The 15,688-nt window shown below is 71.3% G+C and carries 17 protein-coding genes; 7 read left to right on the top strand and 10 right to left on the bottom strand.

All coding sequences use genetic code 11. From position 1 onward, the window contains the following. The first annotated feature begins 9 nt into the window (after positions 1-9). Positions 10-1,416, top strand: coding sequence for an OFA family MFS transporter (locus AUC44_RS07250; protein WP_062158038.1), 1,407 nt, complete (start codon positions 10-12; stop codon positions 1,414-1,416). A gap of 28 nt (positions 1,417-1,444) precedes the next feature. Next, positions 1,445-1,579 carry an MFS transporter small subunit gene (locus AUC44_RS17195; protein ID WP_257721372.1) on the top strand — a complete coding sequence of 45 codons (135 nt, stop codon included), beginning with the start codon at positions 1,445-1,447 and terminating at the stop codon, positions 1,577-1,579. Between the two features lie 53 nt (positions 1,580-1,632). Here the strand turns inward: AUC44_RS17195 and AUC44_RS07245 are convergent, their stop codons facing one another. The 4 genes from AUC44_RS07245 to AUC44_RS07230 all read right to left on the bottom strand — a co-directional run bounded on the left by AUC44_RS07245 (position 1,633) and on the right by AUC44_RS07230 (position 7,076). Next, positions 1,633-4,182: an excinuclease ABC subunit UvrA gene (locus AUC44_RS07245; protein ID WP_062158037.1), complete on the bottom strand. Its 2,550-nt coding sequence runs from the start codon at positions 4,180-4,182 to the stop codon at positions 1,633-1,635. A 108-nt stretch (positions 4,183-4,290) separates the two neighbouring features. Further along, a complete protein-coding gene (locus tag AUC44_RS07240; RefSeq protein WP_062158036.1) occupies positions 4,291-4,824 on the bottom strand; it encodes a hypothetical protein in 534 nt (177 codons plus the stop codon). Positions 4,825-4,840: 16 nt separating this feature from the next. Continuing rightward, the gene (locus AUC44_RS07235) at positions 4,841-5,638 is read right to left on the bottom strand and encodes an alpha/beta fold hydrolase (protein ID WP_231724561.1); all 798 of its coding nucleotides are present in this window, start codon (positions 5,636-5,638) and stop codon (positions 4,841-4,843) included. Between the two features lie 85 nt (positions 5,639-5,723). Next, positions 5,724-7,076, bottom strand: a complete 1,353-nt coding sequence (locus AUC44_RS07230) for an acyl-CoA dehydrogenase family protein (RefSeq protein WP_062158034.1) — start codon at positions 7,074-7,076, stop codon at positions 5,724-5,726. Between the two features lie 102 nt (positions 7,077-7,178). Here AUC44_RS07230 and AUC44_RS07225 point away from each other — a divergent pair, with 102 nt between their 5' ends. Next, positions 7,179-7,697, top strand: a complete 519-nt coding sequence (locus AUC44_RS07225; RefSeq protein WP_062158033.1) for a hypothetical protein — start codon at positions 7,179-7,181, stop codon at positions 7,695-7,697. A gap of 59 nt (positions 7,698-7,756) precedes the next feature. Here the strand turns inward: AUC44_RS07225 and AUC44_RS07220 are convergent, their stop codons facing one another. Beyond that, positions 7,757-9,217: a class-III pyridoxal-phosphate-dependent aminotransferase gene (locus AUC44_RS07220; protein WP_062158032.1), complete on the bottom strand. Its 1,461-nt coding sequence runs from the start codon at positions 9,215-9,217 to the stop codon at positions 7,757-7,759. A gap of 46 nt (positions 9,218-9,263) precedes the next feature. Next, complete coding sequence (locus tag AUC44_RS07215; protein ID WP_062158031.1) at positions 9,264-9,563, bottom strand: rhodanese-like domain-containing protein; 300 nt, start codon at positions 9,561-9,563, stop codon at positions 9,264-9,266. Positions 9,564-9,623: 60 nt separating this feature from the next. Between AUC44_RS07215 and AUC44_RS07210 the strand changes: the two genes are divergently transcribed. Further along, positions 9,624-9,938 carry a rhodanese-like domain-containing protein gene (locus tag AUC44_RS07210; RefSeq protein ID WP_231724560.1) on the top strand — a complete coding sequence of 105 codons (315 nt, stop codon included), beginning with the start codon at positions 9,624-9,626 and terminating at the stop codon, positions 9,936-9,938. Further along, positions 9,938-10,291, top strand: coding sequence for a metal-sulfur cluster assembly factor (locus AUC44_RS07205; RefSeq protein WP_062158029.1), 354 nt, complete (start codon positions 9,938-9,940; stop codon positions 10,289-10,291). The genes AUC44_RS07210 and AUC44_RS07205 overlap by 1 nt, the downstream gene beginning before the upstream one ends. Before the next feature lie 71 nt (positions 10,292-10,362). Here AUC44_RS07205 and AUC44_RS07200 read toward each other — a convergent pair whose 3' ends face one another. Then, entirely contained in the window at positions 10,363-11,046 is a 684-nt protein-coding gene (locus AUC44_RS07200; protein ID WP_062158028.1) for a zinc metallopeptidase, read from the bottom strand. Between the two features lie 219 nt (positions 11,047-11,265). Further along, positions 11,266-11,550 carry a stage V sporulation protein S gene (locus AUC44_RS07195; RefSeq protein WP_062159732.1) on the bottom strand — a complete coding sequence of 95 codons (285 nt, stop codon included), beginning with the start codon at positions 11,548-11,550 and terminating at the stop codon, positions 11,266-11,268. A gap of 213 nt (positions 11,551-11,763) precedes the next feature. On the opposite strand from AUC44_RS07195, the gene AUC44_RS07190 reads away from it, so the two are divergent. Both AUC44_RS07190 and AUC44_RS07185 read left to right on the top strand, forming a co-directional pair. Then, the gene (locus tag AUC44_RS07190; RefSeq protein WP_062158027.1) at positions 11,764-13,458 is read left to right on the top strand and encodes a PhoX family protein; all 1,695 of its coding nucleotides are present in this window, start codon (positions 11,764-11,766) and stop codon (positions 13,456-13,458) included. Next, positions 13,455-13,784, top strand: coding sequence for a hypothetical protein (locus AUC44_RS07185; RefSeq protein ID WP_231724559.1), 330 nt, complete (start codon positions 13,455-13,457; stop codon positions 13,782-13,784). The genes AUC44_RS07190 and AUC44_RS07185 overlap by 4 nt, the downstream gene beginning before the upstream one ends. Before the next feature lie 58 nt (positions 13,785-13,842). Here AUC44_RS07185 and AUC44_RS07180 read toward each other — a convergent pair whose 3' ends face one another. Together AUC44_RS07180 and AUC44_RS07175 are read right to left on the bottom strand one after the other, a co-directional pair. Beyond that, a complete protein-coding gene (locus tag AUC44_RS07180; protein ID WP_335338695.1) occupies positions 13,843-14,958 on the bottom strand; it encodes an N-acetylmuramoyl-L-alanine amidase family protein in 1,116 nt (371 codons plus the stop codon). Positions 14,959-15,219: 261 nt separating this feature from the next. Then, positions 15,220-15,687 carry an Rrf2 family transcriptional regulator gene (locus AUC44_RS07175; RefSeq protein WP_062158026.1) on the bottom strand — a complete coding sequence of 156 codons (468 nt, stop codon included), beginning with the start codon at positions 15,685-15,687 and terminating at the stop codon, positions 15,220-15,222. Position 15,688: the final 1 nt, after the last annotated feature.

Genomic DNA, 15,688 nt, shown 5'->3' with positions numbered 1-15,688 from the left:
GAGGTCGCAATGGGCATTCTGGATCGTCCGCAGTCCGTCGCCGGGCGCGGCTGGAGCCGCTGGCTGGTGCCGCCCGCCGCGCTGGCCGTGCACCTGAGCATCGGCCAGATCTACGGCTATTCCGTGTTCAACAAACCCCTCACCCGGCTGCTCAGCGGCGACGTGAGCGCCGAGACGGGCGCGCCCGGCGACTGGACACTCTTTCAGGTCGGCCTGATCTTCAGCGTCGCGCTGTTCTTCCTGGGCGCCAGCAGCGCCCTGTTCGGCAAGTGGGTGGAGCGCGAGGGGCCCCGCAAGACCATGGTCGCCAGCGCCCTGCTGTTCTGCGGCGGGTTCTTCGTCGCCGCGCTCGGGGTGAAACTGCACTCACTGCCGCTGGTGATCTTCGGGAACGGCGTGCTGGGCGGCGTCGGCCTGGGCCTGGGTTACATCAGCCCGGTCAGCACCCTGATCAAGTGGTTCCCGGACCGTCCCGGTCTCGCCACCGGCATGGCCATCATGGGCTTCGGCGGCGGCGCCCTGATCGGCAGTCCGCTGGGCACCGCCCTGATGGGCCGCTTCGCCGGGGACGGCACGCTGGGCGTCGGCAGCACCTTCCTGATCATGGGCGCCGTGTACCTGCTGTTCATGCTGTTCGGCGCGTTCCTGATCCGCGTGCCCGCCGACGGCTGGACGCCCCCCGGCTGGACACCGAAACCCCAGGCGGCGGGCGGCATGATCAGCAGCCACAATGTCCTCGTGGATCAGGCGTTCCGCACGCCGCAGTTCTGGCTGCTGTTCGCCGTGCTGTTCCTGAACGTCACCGCCGGGATCGGCGTGCTCGGGCAGGCCAGCGTCATGATCCAGGAGATGTTCAGTGACCGCGTGCTGGGCGCCGGGAACGGCGTCACCGCCGCCGCCGCCGCCGGCTTCGTGGGCCTGCTGAGCATCTTCAACATGGCGGGCCGCTTCTTCTGGTCGTCCACGAGTGACCGCATCGGGCGCAAGCCCACGTACATGATCTTCTTCGCGCTGGGCGCCGCGCTGTACTTCCTGATCCCGATGTTCGGGAACATGGGCAGCCTGAGCCTGTTCGTCGCGGGCTTCTGCGTGATCATGAGCATGTACGGCGGCGGATTCGCCACCATCCCCGCATACCTGCGCGACATGTTCGGCACCGCGAACGTCGGCGCGATCCACGGCCGCCTGCTGCTCGCCTGGAGTGCCGCCGCGATCGTCGGCCCCAGCCTCGTGAACGGCTTCCGCGACCGGCAGATCGCGTCCGGCGTGCCCGCCGCGCAGGCCTACAGCACCACCATGTACATCATGGCGGCGCTGCTCGTCGTGGGCTTCGGCGCGAACCTCCTCGTGCGGCCCGTCGCGCAGCGCTACTGGGCCGACACCCGCACCCCCGACCCCCACCCCGGCGACGACTGAACCCGGGCCCAGCCCTGGAGGCCACCACATGACCGACCGACCCCCGACCCCCGAGACTGCGCCCGCGACGCCCGTGATCCTGCTGGCGTGGCTGGCGCCCGCCGTGCCCTTGGTGTGGGGCGTGTGGCAGACGCTCCTGAAGGTGGCGCAGCTGTTCAACTGACGTCATTCGAGAGCGGGCCGCCCAGCATTCAGGCGGCCCGTTCTCCACTCGTGTCAGGTCGGGGTGAGGTCGCCCAGGGCCCGGCCCAGGTACGGCGCGGTGCGGCTGCGCTGTGAGCGGGCGACCTGTTCGGGGGTGCCCTGCGCGACGATCTGCCCGCCGTCCTCGCCCGCGCCGGGACCGAGGTCGATCACCCAGTCGGCGGCGGCGATCAGGCCCAGGTCGTGCTCGACGAGCATCACGGTGTGCCCGGCGTCCACGAGGCGGCGCAGCTGGGCGTGCAGGCGATCGACGTCGCTGGGGTGCAGGCCGGTGGTGGGCTCGTCGAGCAGGTAGACGGTGTGGCCGCGCGTGGCCTTCTGGAGTTCCGAGGCGAGTTTCACGCGCTGCGCCTCCCCGCCGGAGAGTTCCGTGGCGGGCTGCCCCAGCCGCAGGTAGCCCAGTCCCACCTCCTGCAGGGTGCTCAGGGCGCGCGCGACGGGGGGCTCGTGCGCGAAGACGTCGGCGGCGGCGTCCACGGTCAGGTCGAGCACCTGCGCGATATTCAGGTCCGCCCACTTCACCTCCAGCGTGCTGTCGTTGAAGCGCGCGCCGTGGCAGACGGGGCAGGGAGCGTACACGGACGGCAGGAACAGCAGTTCCACCATGACCCAGCCCTCGCCCTGGCAGTGCTCGCAGCGGCCGCCCTTCACGTTGAAGGAGAAACGGCCCGGTCGGTAGTGCCGCCGCCGCGCCAGGGGCGTCGCGGCGAACAGGCTGCGGACGTGGTCGAACAGGCCGGTGTACGTGGCGAGGTTGCTGCGCGGCGTGCGCCCGATGGGACTCTGCGTGACCTGCACCAGCCGCTTCACGCGGGCCACGTCGCCGCCCAGCGTGCCACCCGTGGGGGCGGGCGCGTCGTCGGCGCTCAGCAGGTCGGCGGGGTCGGTGCCGCCCTCCGGCGCGGGCGGCATGAGGCCCAGGTGCGCGCCGAGCAGGTCCGCGAGGGCCTGGGTGATCAGGCTGGATTTGCCCGAGCCGCTCACGCCGGTCACGGCGGTCAGGACGCCCAGGGGCAGCCGCGCGTCCAGACCGCGCAGGTTGTTGCGGGTCACGCCCTGCACCTCCAGCCAGCCCTGCGGTTCGCGCGGCGCCGGGCGGTCCGGGCTGGGCGGCGCGAAGAGGTGGCGCGCGGTCTGCGAGGCCGCCACGTCCCGCAGCCCCGCGGGTGGGCCGCTGTACAGCACCTCGCCCCCGCCCTGCCCGGCGGCCGGGCCGATGTCCACGATCCAGTCGGCGTGGCGGATCACGGCGAGGTCGTGCTCGACCACGAACAGCGAGTTCCCCCCGGCCTTCAGATCGTCCAGGGCGCCCAGCAGCGCCTCGGTGTCGGCGGGGTGCAGCCCGGCGGACGGTTCGTCGAGGACGTACACCACCCCGAACAGGTTCGAGTACAGCTGGGTCGCCAGCCGCAGCCGCTGGAGCTCCCCGGGCGAGAGGGTGGGCGTGCCCCGTTCCAGGGTCAGGTACCCCAGGCCCAGGCGCCCGAGCACCTCGATCCGCGCGCACAGGTCGCCCGCGAGGCGGGTCAGGGCCAGCGCCTCCTCCTGCGGGCGGAGCGGGCCACCGGGGCGGTCCGTGTCCCCACGGGCGGCGGGGGCCAGCAGTTCGGCGGCGCGGCTGAGCGGCAGGCGCGAGAAGTCCGCGATGTCCAGCCCGGCGAAGGTCACGCCCAGGGCCTCACGGGTCAGGCGTTTGCCGTGGCAGACGGGGCACTCGCGGATCACCATGAACGACGCCGCGCGGCGTTTCATGCTCTCGCTGCCGCTGGTCGCGAAGGTGTGCAGCACGTGCCGCCGCGCGGACGTGAATGTCCCCATGTAGGACGGTTCGGCGCGGCGTTTCAGGGCCCGGCGGGTCTCCTCGGGCGTGAAGCCGGGGTAGACGGGCACCTGCGGCTGCTCCTCGGTGAACAGGATCCAGTCGCGGTCGCGCTGCGGCAGGTCGCGCCAGGGCGTGTCCACGTCGTAGCCCAGCGTCACGAGGATGTCCCGCTGGTTCTGCCCGCCCCACGCGGTCGGCCACGCGGCGATGGCCCGCTCGCGGATCGTCAGCGACGGGTCGGGCACCATGCTCGCCTCGGTCACGTCGAAAACGCGCCCCAGCCCGTGACATTCCGGGCAGGCGCCCTCCGGGGTGTTCGGCGAGAACCCCTCCGCATAGATGATGCCCTGCCCCCCCGGGTAGTCGCCCGCGCGGGAGTACAGCAGCCGCAGGACGCTGTTCAGGGTGGTCAGGCTGCCCACCGTGCTGCGCGCCGACGTCACGCCCCGCCCCTGCTGGAGCGCCACGGCAGGCGGCAGGCCCTCGATGCGGTCCACGTCCGGGGTGCCCAGCTGGTTGAACAGCCGCCGCGCGTACGGCGACACGGAATCCAGGTAGCGGCGCTGCGCCTCGGCGTACAGCGTCCCGAACGCCAGCGAGGACTTCCCGGACCCCGACACCCCGGTGAACACCACCAGGGCGCCTCTGGGCAGGTCCACGTCCACGTTCTTCAGGTTGTGTTCCCGCGCGCCGCGCACCTGCACGAAACCGTCACGGGGGGTGGGGGCAGACCGGCTCATCCCGGCATGATCCCCGCCCGCCCACCGGGATGGGTGCGGGCCGCCTTCAGCGCTTGCCCATGCTCGGGCGCCCAGCGCCACGCCCCTGCGCCCTGCGGCCCGCCGCAGTCAGAACGGGAAGAAGATGAGTTCACCCAGCGTCTGTGGGGACGTCGCGTACAGGCTGTCGGCCTGGGGCTTGCGGTAGTGCAGGTGGTCCACGCCGCCCAGCGGCCCGATCTGGCACTCAGGGCCCAGACCAGAGACATGCTCCGCGCATGTCACCTCGTGCGGGGTGCCGTCCAGCGTGCGGAAGGTCCCCGTGCGCAGCTGCGCGACCGGGAAGATGTTCGCGCGGGCGAACGCCGCCTGGAGGGCCGCGTCACTCCGGAAGGCGGCCAGGGTGGTGCCCCGCCCGGCCAGGAAGCGCGTGAGGGCCTCCTCGCGCTCGGTGTCTCCGGTGTTGGGCAGCAGGACGCTCACGGGGCCGCTGACGGCGGCCAGGGTGGGCTGCATGGCGCGGCACATGACGTCACTGCGGGCGCGGGCGCAGGACCGCACGTAGTCCCGCGCGTCCGTCGGGGAGTACAGGTCCAGGCCCTGCGGGTCGCACCCGGCCAGCAGCGGGAGCGTCAGGGCCAGGGGCAGCAGTCGGCGGGTCATGCCGCAGGGTACCGGATCAGCGCAGTCCGGTCAGGTAGGTCTGGACGGCGTTCAGGATGTCGCCTTCCGCCTGCGCGCGGCTCACGTCCGGCTGTCCGTCGCCCCGCTGCGGGCCGTAGCGGCCGAAGAAGGCGTGCACCGCGCCGGGAATGACGGTCAGGGTGGTGCCCGCAGGCAGGCGGTTCAGGCCGCCGCGCACATCCTCGGGGGCGGCGACGCCGTCACGCTCGGCCAGCAGGGACAGGACGGGCAGCGTCTGGCCTGTCAGCGTCACGTTCCCGGCGGGGTACGCGGCCATCAGGATCAGGCCCGCGACCTTCCCGGGGTGCCGGGCGGCGTACTGCGCGGCCATCGCGCCGCCCAGCGAATGCCCGGCGATCACCACGCGCTTCCCGCCCCCGTACGCGCCGATCAGCGCGTCGGCGCGGCCGGCGGCCGTGACGGCCAGATCGAGCGGGAAGGCCGGGATGACTGTCTCGACGCCCTGATCGGCCAGGGCGCGGCCCAGCCACTCGTACGCCTGCGGGCGCACCAGCCCGCCGGGGTAGAACACCAGCAGCGTCCGCGCCTCCCCGCCCGCCGGGCGGATGCGGATGACCGGGCCGCCCGCCTGTTCCAGTGTCACGCGGGCCTCCCGGCTCTGCGGGGAACTGACGGCGTCCTGCCCCAGCACCAGCGGGGGCCGCACCGCCACCTGCCGCGCCGTGGCGATCACGTACCCGCCGAGCAGTGAAAGGCCCGCCACCAGCCACGTGCGGACGCGTGGCGAGAGGCGGGCGGGTCGGCGGGATCGGACGGGCGGGTCAGGGGTCACGCCGGTCAGCATAGGAGGCCGGGGTGCGGCGCGAGGGCAGCCGATCCCACAACCTCGCACAACCTCTTCCCGCAGGCGGGCGGGGTTACACGAAGGCACTCAGGCCGGTGATGGCGCGGCCCACGACCAGGGTGTTGATCTCGTTGGTGCCCTCGTAGGAGTAGATGGCCTCGGTGTCCGCGAAGTGCTTCGCGACGCCGTACTCCAGGAGGATGCCGTTCCCGCCGAAGGTCTCGCGGGCCAGCGCGACCGTCTCGCGGCAGCGCGCGGCGGTGACGACCTTGGCCAGGGCAGCGTGTTCGTCGCGCATGTCGCCCGCGTCGGCGAGGTGACTCAGGCGCAGGCACAGGGCCAGCATGCCGGTCACGTTGCCCAGCATGTGCACGAGGTGATTCTGGATGAGCTGGAATTCCCCGATGCGCTTGCCGAACTGCTCGCGGGTCTGCGCGTACGCGAGGGCCAGTTCGTAGGCGCCCATCGCGCAGCCGACCCCCTGCCACGCCACGCCCGCCCGGGTGAGTTTCAGCACCTCGGCGGTGGTCCGCCAGCCCTGCACGTTCTGGAGGCGGTCACTGTCGGGCACGGCGCAGTCGTCCAGGGTGATCAGGCCGTTCTCGACGATGCGCAGCGCGGTCTTGCCCTGGATCTTCTCGACGCTGTAGCCGGGGGTGCCCGCGCGCACGATGAAGCCGCGGACCTCGCCGCCGTCCACGTCCCGCGCCCAGATCACCGTGAAGTCGCTGAAGGTGCTGTTCCCGATCCATTTCTTCTGCCCGCGCAGAATCCAGCGGTCGCCGTCGCGGCGGCAGGTGGTGCGCATGCCCTGGCTGACCTGACTGCCGCCCTCGGGCTCGGTCAGGCCGAACGCGCCGATGACGTCCAGGTCCAGCATCTTCGGCAGCCACTCGGCCTTCTGCTCGTCGCTGCCGCCCAGCGCCACGGACGCGAAGGCCAGTCCCGCGTGCACGCCGAAGAACACGGCGGTGCTCACGTCCACCCGGCAGGCCTCCAGGGTGATCAGGCCCTCCAGCACGGTCGCGTTGGGTTTGCGGGTGCCGTCCTCGTTCCAGATGCGGCGCAGCAGGTCCAGGCGGCGCAGCTTCGGGATGAGCTGGCGGGGGAACTCGTCGCGGTTCCAGTACTCGTTCATGATCGGCGCGACGTGGGTCTCCATGAACGCCCGCACGTCCGCGGCGGTCTGCCGCTCGTCGGGCCCGAGGGTGCCCAGCTGGCCCAGGAAGTCCCCGTCCGGTGCGGGCAGGGTGCTGTGGTCGTCGTGCGGCCCGCTCAGCGTGCGGGTCAGCTGGCCCAGCTGCCGGTCGTTCAGGCGGGAGGCGGCGCCCAGCAGCGCGGGCAGGTCCACGCGCTCGCTCAGCGCGGCGAGGGCCCGCAGGTCCAGGCCGGCCAGAAGGGCGCTCGGGTCAGGCGTGCTCGTCATGCTGATCTTGTACCGCGTTCAAGGACGCCCGGACTGCGAGGACGCGCCCGGTTCCGCTTCACGTCACCTTCACGCACCCGCCCCGCGCCGTACGATGCGGCCGTGCCCAGCCCCGCCAGCGAACGCCCCACCCGGCCCCTCCCGCACCGACCGGCGGGGCACGTCGAACTGGCCCGCTACTCCAGCCTGGGGCGGCTGTGGGCGCTGCTGGGCGGCGCGGCCCGCGCGGGGCGGCAGGTGACGCTCGTGCGCGGCGACAACCCCGACCTGTGCCGCCGCCGCGTGAGCGGCTACGTCCTGAGCGGCGCAGGCGTCTTCCTGGACGTGCCCCGCACCGCGCGGCACCTGGAGGACGCCTTCGCGCCTCACCCGGCCCTCGTGGCGCTGCTCGCGGGGGACCCGGACCCGCTGCGGGCCGAGCTGAACGCCCACTTCGAACTGCGCGTGGACTTCACGCTGGCGCTGACCGCCGCGCGCGACCTGATCTGCCGCCCCGAGCTGCGCTTCGTGCCGATCGTGCCGGGCCTGAGTGCCCTGCCGGGCGACCTGCCGCTGGAGGTGCGCCGCCTGGGCCGCGACGAACTGCACCTGCTCGTGCAGCGGGCCTGCGGGCTGGCCTGAAGCCGGCCGCACGTCAGGCGGCCCCGTGATGACACCGGGGCCGCTTCGTCCTGACCGGGTCAGCCGTCGCTGGGGGTGCGTTTCTTGGGTTTGCTGGCCGCGAACGCCGCGAGGCGCGCGGTGACCTGCGGGGGGGTGCTCGTCAGCAGGTGGCGGGCGCTCGGGTGCGTCTGCGCGAAGGCCTCCACCCGGTCGAACATCGTGGTGAACACGTCCTGCGGCATGTCCAGCGCGGGCGTCAGGCGCACGGTGCGTTTGCTGCTCAGGGACAGGTTGGCCATGACGCCCCCCTGGTGCAGTTCGCGCAGCGCGAGGATCGCGGTCGCCTCGAACACGAGTTCCTTCAGCGCGCCGGGCAGCGGCACGCCCACCATGGGCCGGAACTGCAGCGCGAACAGCATGCCCTGGCCGCGCACGGCCTCCAGCAGGTTCGGGAAGCGCTTCTGGACCGCCTGGAGCCGCGCGAGGCCCTCGGCACCCAGCGCGGCGCTGCGGGCCGGGAGGTCGTTCTCGATCAGGTACTCCAGGCTCCTGAGGCCGACCGCCATGGCGAGCGCGCCGCCGCCGAAGGTGTTGCTGTGGCGTTTGCTGCTCAGGCCGCCCAGCATCTTCTTGTAGATGGGCGCGCGGACGATGGTGGCGCCCACGGCCGTCATGCCGCCGCCCAGCGGCTTGGCGAGCGTGACGATGTCGGCATCCAGCCCCTGCGCGGCGGATTCGAACCAGTGCCCGGTGCGGCCCAGGCCGGTCTGGATCTCGTCGGCGATGACGGGAATGCCGTGCCTGCGGCACAGTTCGCCCACGCCGCGCAGGAACCCGGCGGGGGGAATGTTCACGCCGCCCTCGCCCTGGATGGGTTCCACGACCACGCAGGTCACGTTGTCCGCGCCGACGCGGCGGATCAGGCGGGTCAGGGCGTCCAGGTCCCCGTACGGGCTGGTCAGCGCGCCGGGCACCAGCGGGCGGAAGATGTCCTGGTACTCGGGGTTCGGCGTGAGGCTCAGGCTGCCGAGCGTCTTGCCGTGATAGCCGCTGGCGAACGAGATCTGGTACTTCGCCTTCGGACGCCACGCCTTGGCGAACTTCAGGGCGCCCTCGATGGCCTCGGTGCCGCTGGAGCAGAAGAACACCTGACTGTCCGCGTGGCTGGGCAGCTCCCGCGCGAGCAGCCCCACGAGGTTCGCCTGCAGGGCGGCGCGCCAGGGGCCGGTGGACTGCTGCGGCAGGCCCATCGCACGGTTCTTCCGCAGGAACTCGTGCATGAACTCCGTGATGGCGGGCGGCATCTCGCCAAAGGGCGTGGCAGCGTACCCGCTGGCGTTGATGCGGCGCACGCCGCGTTCGTCCTCCAGTTCCCAGGGGGTCACGCGGGAGAACGGCCCGGCGAGGCCCAGCACGTCCAGGCCGTACAGGAGTTCCTCGTTGCCGTACTTCAGTTCCAGGCGGCGGACGTCCGCGCCGCTCAGGCGCTCGTCGAGCACGTCACGGGTCGAGATGAAACCGGGGGGCAGGGCACTCATGGCGGTCAGTCTAGAGCCCCCCGGCGTGAGAGGCGTCCCCGCCCGGTCAGTTGCCGCCCGCCTCATCCCCCCTCAGGGCCACGCGCAGGGCAGGCACGCCGCCGGGGTACGCCCGGGCGTCCAGCCCGTCGGCGCTCAGGTAGCGGGCGGCCAGCCCGGAGCGCACGCCCCGCTCGCAGATCACGACCAGCGGGCCCAGGTCCGGGGTCAGGCCGTGCGCGCCGTCCTCGATGGCCTGGAGGCTCACGGCGCGCACGGGCCGCGCGGTCAGGTCGCCCAGGGGGTCGGCGGCGCGCAGGTCCTCCGGGCGCAAGTCGATGACGGTGGCACCTTCGGGCAGGGTCATGCGCGCAGGATACGCGGCTGGGGCACATTCCGACCCGTGCGCTCGGGTATGCTGGGCCGCATGGAAGATGTCACCCCACAGGAAGGACTGCGCCGCGTGCAGCAGGGCGCGCTGCTCGTGGACGTCCGCGAACAGAACGAATTCGACGAGGTGCACGCCGAGGGCGCCCAGCTGATCCCCCTGAGCGAGTTCGAGACCCGCTACGCGGAACTCCCCAAAGACCGTGAACTGGTCATGATCTGCCGCAGTGGCGCGCGCAGCGCCCGCGCGGGCGAGTTCCTGAAGGCGCAGGGGTACGGTCAGGTCGTGAACCTCGCGGGCGGCACGATGGCCTGGGTGGAAGGCGGCCTGCCCAGCGTGCAGGGGCAGAACTGATGACGGCTCCCGAGAACGCGCCCGTCCCGGCGGCGGGCCTGCCCAGCGAGGCGCAGGTGCTGGAGGCCCTGAAGGTCGTGAAGGACCCGGAAATCCCGGTGAACGTGGTGGACCTCGGCCTGATCTACGGCGTGGACATCCAGGCGTCGGGACTGGTAGACATCACCATGACCCTGACGAGCGTGGGCTGCCCGGTGCAGGACCTGATCCGCAGCGACGCGGAACTCGCCGTGGGCCGCCTGGACGGGGTCAGCGAGGTGAACGTGGAGTTCGTGTGGACGCCGCCATGGGGTCCGGACAAAATGACCGAGGACGGTAAGCGTCAGATGCGCATGTTCGGCTTCAACGTCTGAACCCCGCGCACCAAGAACCGCCCCAGCACCTGGCCGGGGCGGTTTTTAGTTCGGGTCAGTCTCAGTTCGGGTCAGTCGTCGTTGCGGGCGATGCTCAGCACGTTCAGGAACTGCGCCAGTGCCATGGCGAAGCCCGCGACGTAGGTCAGGGCGGCGGCGGTCAGGACGCTGCGGGCGCCGCCAGTCGCCTCGGGGCTGCCGCTCAGGCCGGTCTGGTTCAGGTAGGCCAGGGCGCGGCGGCTGGCGTCGAACTCGACGGGCAGCGTGATCACGTGGAACAGCAGCGCCGCGCCGAACAGCACCACGCCCAGCCAGATCAGACCCGCGAAGTTCAGGAACACGCCCGCCATGAACAGCAGCGGCGCGAGGTTCATGCCCAGGCTCAGCGGAACGGCCAGGCGGCCCCGGGCGACCAGGGCGGGCATGCGCACGCGGTCCTGGATGGCGTGCCCCACCTCGTGCGCGGCGACGGCCATCGCGGCGACGCTGGGCACGCTGTACACGCCCTCGCTGAGGTTCACGGTCTTGCGCATCGGGTCGTAGTGGTCGCTGAGGCTGCCGGGAACGGCGTTCACGGGCACGTGGCTCAGGCCGTTGGCGTCGAGCATCATGCGGGCGACCTGCGCGCCGGTGAGGTTGCGGGGGTTGCGCACGCCACTCCAGCGGCGGTAGGTGCGGGTCAGGGCGCCCTGGATCACGAAGGACGCGACCAGGATGATCAGGATGAGGGGGGTGTAGGGGCCGAAGAATTCCATGTCAGACTGCCTCCTCCCCATATCTTAGCGCGATAGACTCAAGTTTTATGAGACTTCGCCCGTCACGCCTTGAGCGGCACGCAGTCCTCATCCCGGAGAGCCCACCGCGCGCCACGAAGAAAGGCGCCCGGAGACTGATCCTCCGGGCGCCCCTGCCTCACCGGCGGGTGGGGTGTCTCTCATCCGGGCAGCGCCCAGCATGAGCAGACGGATCGGCGGTCAGCTCGGTGCGCTCCCGGGCGCAGGAATGCCCTGCACGAAGAAACGCACGGCCGTCCGCTCCTCCTCATGCACGTCGAGCTTCACGAATTCAGGCTGGGTATACAGGTCCAGTTGATCGCCCACCAGATACCCACGGGCAATCGCCAGCGCCTTGACCGCCTGGTTCACGGCGGTCGGCCCGATGGCCTGGATCTCCACCTGACCCTGTGAACGCAGGAGGGCCGCAATAGCTCCGGCAATGGCGTTGGGACGGGATGTGCCGGATACGCGCAGAGTTTCCAAGATCATGCTCCTTTCGCACCGTCCGCCCGGAGGCAGAGGCTGAAACGATTTCATATTAAGCGTGCCGGTCCGCAAAGGATGCTTAACATGTGCTCATCCACACACGCCCCCCTTCGGGGGTGCAACGCTGCCGGCACCCTAGCGGCCCCAGCCTGACAGTGACCTGACACCCGATTGACCCTCAGGCCACAATGGGGCGGCATCCTTCGGCGCATGACACAGGACACGGGCACCGCCAGCTTCTGGCACCGACTGCTGGACACCAGACTCACCCGCCGCAGCGCGCTGGGGGGCGCCGCCGCCACCGCCGCCGCGATCACGCTGCCCCTGACCATCAGCGAGGCCGAGGCCGTGAACAACGGCGGCCCCAGCACCGTGGACCCCAGGACCGTGAAGCCCCAGACGGTCGCCCCGTTCCGCGCGATCCCCAGCGGGAACGCCGACGCCCTGACGCTGCCCGCCGGCTTCCGCTATCAGGTGCTGGCCCCCTGGGGTGAGGTCTTCACGGACGCCGGGCGCGAGATCGGCTTCAACCACGACTACGTCGGCTTCTTCCCCATCGACATGCTCGAGGGCGGCCAGAGCAGCACCGACGCCCTGCTGACCATCAACCACGAGTACGTGAACGCCCTGTTCGTCGGTGGCGACACCAAGAACCGCACGCCCGCGCAGATCAGGGCCGAGATGGAAGCCATGGGCGTCAGCGTGGTGCGCGTGCGCAAGGAAGGGGGCAAGTGGGCCATCATGCCCGACCCCCGCAACCGCCGCATCGACGCGCTGACCGACATCGAACTGACCGGCCCGGCGCGCGGCTCGGCCGCCGTGAAGGGCGCCACGATGGTCAAGGGCACCGTGGGCAACTGCTCGGGCGGGCAGACCCCCTGGGGCACCCTCCTGACCTGCGAGGAGAACGTGGACGGCTACACCAAGGCCTGGGCGGGCAGCGGGTACGAGGCCATGCACCAGGGCTGGGTGACCGAGATCGACCCCTTCGATCCCAAGTCCACCCCCAAGAAACGCACCGCGATGGGCCGCTTCCGGCACGAGAACGTCGCCGTGACCGTCGCCGCCGACGGCCGCGTCGTGGGATACATGGGCGACGATATGCAGGACTCCTGCGTGTACAAGTTCGTGTCGCGCGGCAGGTACAACCCGAAAGACCGCGCCGCCAACCTGACGCTGCTGGAAGAGGGTGACCTGTACGTCGCGAACTTCGGCAACGGCAGCTGGGTGCTGCTGGACTACGACCGCAACAAGAAACTCCAGGAGGCCAAGGGCGCCGACGGCAAGGCCCTGTTCGCCAGTCAGGCCGACGTGCTGGCCGACGCCCGCGCCAGCGCCCTGGCGGTGGGCGGCACCCCGGTCGACCGCCCGGAGGACATCGAGATTCACCCCCGCACCGGCGAGGTGTACATCTCGCTGACGAACAACAGCAAGCACGGGAACTACTTCGGGCAGATCATCAAGTTCCGCGAGGCGGGGGACGACTGGACCGCTCAGACGTTCCTGTGGGAGGTGTTCGCCGTGGGCGGCCCGCAGAGCGGTTTCGCCAGCCCCGACAACCTCGTGTTCGACCCGTACGGGAACCTGTGGATGGTCACGGACAACAGCGACCTGAGCACCAACCCCATCAAGGGCTTCCACGGGAACAACGCCATGTTCTTCTTCCCCACCGAGGGGCCCAACGCCGGCAAGGCGTACCGCTTCGCGATCGGCCCGGTGGACGCCGAGATGACCGGCCCCGTCTGGTCCCCGGACGGCAAGACGCTGTTCGTGTCCATCCAGCACCCCGGCGAGGACAGCGAGAGCCTGGACAAGCTGCGTTCGAACTTCGCCGCGAAGGCGGGCAGCAACGTCCCGCGCCCCACGCTGGTCGCCATCGAGGGCTTCCCCGGGTGGCGCGCGTGACCGCAGCCCTGCCCCCCGTGAAGGCCCCCTGGATCGTGGGTCGCCCCGCGCTGCTGGAACACGCCGCCGCCGACTACCTGAACGAACTGGCCCGCCAGCGCCCCTGGACCCGCGCCCGCGCCGAGGAGCTGCTGGAGCGGCTGGAAGCCCACCTGGGCGAACCCGCCCCGCTGCTGGCCTACACCCGCCTGACCGGCGAGGCGTGGCTGCGCACCCTGCCCGAACAGGAGCGCCACGAGGCCGCCGAGCTGCTGGGTGACTTCCGCGCCTACCTGCGCGACTGGGGCTGGTTGGATCAGGCCCGCCCGGTCAACCAGCCCGACTGACACCCGAACGTCAGAGGGACGCCCGAGTCGGTCACGGGGCGTTCCTCTGCCGTTCGGGTCACTTCGTGTTCAGGAAGTCCAGGATGGCGGCCGCCAGCGCCTGCGCCAGCCGCTCGCGGTACGCGGCGCTCGCCAGTTTCGGGCCCTCGACCGGGCTGGAGCCGAAGCCCACCTCGACCAGAATGGCGGGCGTGGTGGGGTTCTTGATCACGTAGAACGCGTCGGTCTGCACGCCGCGGTTCACCGCGCCGGTCGCGGCGATCAGCCGGGACTGCACCTTCTGCGCCAGCTGGCGGCTGAAGGAGATCTTCGCCTGCGCGAGGATGTCCCCCAGTTCCTTCTGCGCCGTCCCGGCGGCCTGCCGGGTGAGTTCCTCACCGACGCTGCCCCCGCCGTTTTCCAGCACGGCCAGGCTGCGGTTGCCGCCCGCGAGCGGCTGCCCGAAGTAGTACGTCTCGATGCCCTGCGCGCCGGGTCCGGCCGAGTTCACGTGAATGCTGACGAATGCGCTCACCACGCCGTTGTTCGCCATGTTCGACCGCGCCGCGAGGTCCCGCCGCTTGTCGGCGCTGAGGTGCTGGTCCCGGCTGCGGGTCAGGATGACGTCCACGCCGTGCTGCACGAGTTCGGCGCGGGTGCGCAGGGCGACGTCCAGCGTGACGTCCTCCTCCTTGACCCAGCGGCTGACCGCGCCGGGATCGATCCCGCCGTGCCCGGCGTCCAGCACGATCCGGGGCCGGTTGGCCGCGGCGGTCGAGGCCACGCGGGTCACGACCGCCGGGGGCCGCGCGGGGGTGGGGGACGCCGTGACGGGCCGCGCCGGGACGGCGGACGCCGCCACGCTGCTGGGCACGTCGATGACCAGCCGGGCAGGCTGTCCGGACGCGGCGGGCAGCACGCTGACCTTCGCGCTGCCGTGCCCCCTGGCCAGCGTGACGGTCACGGTGCGGCCCGCCACGGCGTACGCGGTGACGCCCGACGCGCTGAGCGGGCCCTGATCCGCTTTCAGCGGGGCGCCTAGAGTGACGGTCACGCTCTGCCCGGCGACCCGGCTGCTGGCGGTCGTGGCGGCGGGCAGGTCGAACACCAGCCGGGTGTAGCCGTCGTGCTGACCGACCCGGGGCGCGGCGAGCGCGCCGCCGAGCAGCAGGCCTCCCAGCAGGAGGGTTCTCACGGTCCTGATCATGCGGTCCTTCGCGGGGCTGTTCACTGCCGGGAAGTGTACCGCCCGGCGCGCGTTTCCCGGATGGGAGCGGCGTGCCGGGCGTCTCATACGGACTCCGGTTGAAGGTTTGCAAAACCTTTCAACCCGAGCGGACTCGGAGAGCTGCGGAGCAGAGCGAACAGGAGAAAAACGGGTTCCGGGCGTGGAGTTCGCAACACGGTGGCCTTCCGGGTTGTGAACGAAACAGACGGAACCCGTTTCATGTGCGGGTCAGGCGTTCGGTTTCAGCAGGTGCCCCAGGCAGTGGCCGTAACTGACGCCCTGCTGCGCGTCGAGCACGAGGTCCTGCACGCTGAATTCCTGCAGGACGCCCAGCATCGCGTCGCGCATGCGGGTGTAGATGGTGTTGCGGGCGTGGCAGCGGGCCTCCTCCACGCAGGGCTCGTGCCAGTTCAGGCTGATGCACGACAGCGGCGCCACCGGCCCGTCGATGGCGCGCACGACCTCGCACAGGCTGATCAGCCCCGGTTTGCGGGCCAGGGCGTACCCGCCGCCGATGCCCTTCTTGCTCTTCACGACGCCCTTGGCGGTCAGGGCGGCCAGGATGCGCACGAGGTACGGGCGGTGCACGCCGGTCGCCTCGCTGATCTCCTCGCTGGACACCCAGCGGTCCAGGGCCTGCGACCCCAGGAAGCCCAGGGCCTGGAAGGCGTACACGTCGGTGGCGGAAAGCCGCATG

Source organism: Deinococcus actinosclerus (genome assembly GCF_001507665.1).
Classification (GTDB): domain Bacteria; phylum Deinococcota; class Deinococci; order Deinococcales; family Deinococcaceae; genus Deinococcus; species Deinococcus actinosclerus.
This window is presented reverse-complemented; position numbering and strand designations above follow the sequence as displayed.

Excerpts from the sequence above, each read along its gene's own strand:
- AUC44_RS07245 (WP_062158037.1), bottom strand. The coding sequence starts at position 4,182 with ATGAGCCGGTCTGCCCCCACCCCCCGTGACGGTTTCGTGCAGGTGCGC.
- AUC44_RS07190 (WP_062158027.1), top strand. The coding sequence starts at position 11,764 with ATGACACAGGACACGGGCACCGCCAGCTTCTGGCACCGACTGCTGGAC.
- AUC44_RS07175 (WP_062158026.1), bottom strand. The coding sequence starts at position 15,687 with ATGCGGCTTTCCGCCACCGACGTGTACGCCTTCCAGGCCCTGGGCTTC.
- AUC44_RS07210 (WP_231724560.1), top strand. The coding sequence starts at position 9,624 with ATGGAAGATGTCACCCCACAGGAAGGACTGCGCCGCGTGCAGCAGGGC.
- AUC44_RS17195 (WP_257721372.1), top strand. The coding sequence starts at position 1,445 with ATGACCGACCGACCCCCGACCCCCGAGACTGCGCCCGCGACGCCCGTG.
- AUC44_RS07205 (WP_062158029.1), top strand. The coding sequence starts at position 9,938 with ATGACGGCTCCCGAGAACGCGCCCGTCCCGGCGGCGGGCCTGCCCAGC.
- AUC44_RS07215 (WP_062158031.1), bottom strand. The coding sequence starts at position 9,563 with ATGACCCTGCCCGAAGGTGCCACCGTCATCGACTTGCGCCCGGAGGAC.
- AUC44_RS07250 (WP_062158038.1), top strand. The coding sequence starts at position 10 with ATGGGCATTCTGGATCGTCCGCAGTCCGTCGCCGGGCGCGGCTGGAGC.
- AUC44_RS07200 (WP_062158028.1), bottom strand. The coding sequence starts at position 11,046 with ATGGAATTCTTCGGCCCCTACACCCCCCTCATCCTGATCATCCTGGTC.
- AUC44_RS07220 (WP_062158032.1), bottom strand. The coding sequence starts at position 9,217 with ATGAGTGCCCTGCCCCCCGGTTTCATCTCGACCCGTGACGTGCTCGAC.
- AUC44_RS07240 (WP_062158036.1), bottom strand. The coding sequence starts at position 4,824 with ATGACCCGCCGACTGCTGCCCCTGGCCCTGACGCTCCCGCTGCTGGCC.
- AUC44_RS07230 (WP_062158034.1), bottom strand. The coding sequence starts at position 7,076 with ATGACGAGCACGCCTGACCCGAGCGCCCTTCTGGCCGGCCTGGACCTG.